The sequence below is a fragment of the Phytoactinopolyspora endophytica genome (assembly GCF_004138495.1).
GTDB classification, from domain to species: Bacteria; Actinomycetota; Actinomycetes; order Jiangellales; family Jiangellaceae; genus Phytoactinopolyspora; species Phytoactinopolyspora endophytica.
In genome coordinates, this window is record NZ_ML142850.1 from 161500 (window position 1) to 163029 (window position 1530).

2 protein-coding genes are annotated in these 1530 nt (G+C 67.8%); one reads left to right on the forward strand and one right to left on the reverse strand.

The window, feature by feature from the left end:
* The first annotated feature begins 69 nt into the window (after positions 1-69).
* Entirely contained in the window at positions 70-1230 is a 1161-nt protein-coding gene (locus tag ELR45_RS04085; protein ID WP_129663681.1) for an epoxide hydrolase family protein, read from the forward strand.
* Positions 1231-1264: 34 nt separating this feature from the next.
* Here ELR45_RS04085 and ELR45_RS36820 read toward each other — a convergent pair.
* Positions 1265-1530: cation transporter dimerization domain-containing protein (locus ELR45_RS36820; protein WP_205855890.1), on the reverse strand; the 266-nt coding region annotated here is incomplete at its 5' end.

Here is a 1530-nt window from a genome sequence, read left to right on the forward strand (position 1 = left end):
CGCCTCCTACGAGACGTGATCTCCCGTCGGGCCCGTCCCACCGTGCGTCGGGGAATCTAGGTTGGGAGCATGTCCGACACCGTTACGCCGTTTCGCATCGAGATTCCCGACGACGACCTGCTCGACCTTCGCCGGCGCCTGGACCTCACACGCTGGCCGGAGCCCGAGACCGTCGACGACTGGTCACAGGGCGTTCCGCTCGCCTACATTCGCGAGCTCTGCTCCTATTGGGCGGCGACCTACGACTGGCGTGCCGCAGAGGCACGGCTGAACAAGCTGCCCCAGTTCCGCACCGAGATCGACGGACTCGGCGTCCATTTCGTCCATGTCCGTTCGCCGCACCCCGACGCCGTGCCGCTGGTGCTCACCAACGGATGGCCGGGTTCGATCACCGAGTATCTCAAGGTGATCGGGCCGCTGACCGATCCTACGGCGCACGGTGGCGACGCGGCCGACGCCTTCCACGTGGTGTGCCCGACACTGCCCGGCTACGGGTTCAGCGACAAGCCGGTCACACCAGGCTGGGGCGTCGAGCGGATCGCCGACGCTTGGGCCGAGCTGATGTCCCGACTGGGCTACGACCGATACGGTGCTCAGGGCAGCGACTGGGGCACCAGCGTCACCACGGCCGTCGGCCAGCAGCATCCGGACCACGTCGTCGGGATCCACCTCATGCCGCCACTTGCGCCGCCGGACCCGGCCACGTTCGACGACCTCACCGATGCGGAACGGACCACGCTCGCGACACTTCAGCACGCCCAGGACTGGGAGTCCGGGTACTCGGTGCAGCAGTCCACCCGGCCCCAGACGGTCGGTTACGGGCTGGTGGACTCGCCGGCGGCCTTGTGCGCCTGGATCGTGGAGAAGTTCTGGACCTGGACCGACTGGGACAGCCGGCTCGACGAGGTGATCACACGGGACGAACTCCTCGACAACGTCACGCTCTACTGGCTGACCGGCACCGGAGCGTCGTCCGCCCGGCTGTACTGGGAAAGCCTCCGGAAGGTCAACGAGTCGATCTCGGGCTCCGTGACCGACACCGTGGCCACGCCCGCCGGCTGTTCGATCTTCCCCCAGGAGCGCCAGCGACCGTCACGCCGCTGGGCGGAGAGGCGATTCACGGACATCCGGTACTGGAACGAGCCGGACAAGGGCGGCCACTTCGCCGCGCTCGAGCAACCGGACCTGTATGTCGATGAGCTCCGGACGTTCTTCCGCCTGGTCCGCTAGGCCCACACCCGTGATCATCAACGAATCAACCACATCATGGTGTGGCCACCGGTTGATGATCATGGGAGTAGGCGGGGTGGACGTGGACGACGACGTGGTCGAGGTGGCGGACGCCGTGCCGCAGTTCGTCGTTGACCCGGCGCGCGATGCGGTGTCCGTCCTCCACGCTCACGGTCCCATCGACGGTGATGGTCACGTCGCCCTCGAGCCGGTGCCCAGCCCATCTCGCCCGCACCCGGCCGACGGCGCGGACACCGAGCACGCTCGCCGTCACGGACTCGATCTCCTCCACGGTCCCGT

Bases quoted from the DNA above. Each gene is read 5' to 3' on its own strand.
- ELR45_RS04085 (WP_129663681.1), top strand. From the start codon at position 70: ATGTCCGACACCGTTACGCCGTTTCGCATCGAGATTCCCGACGACGAC.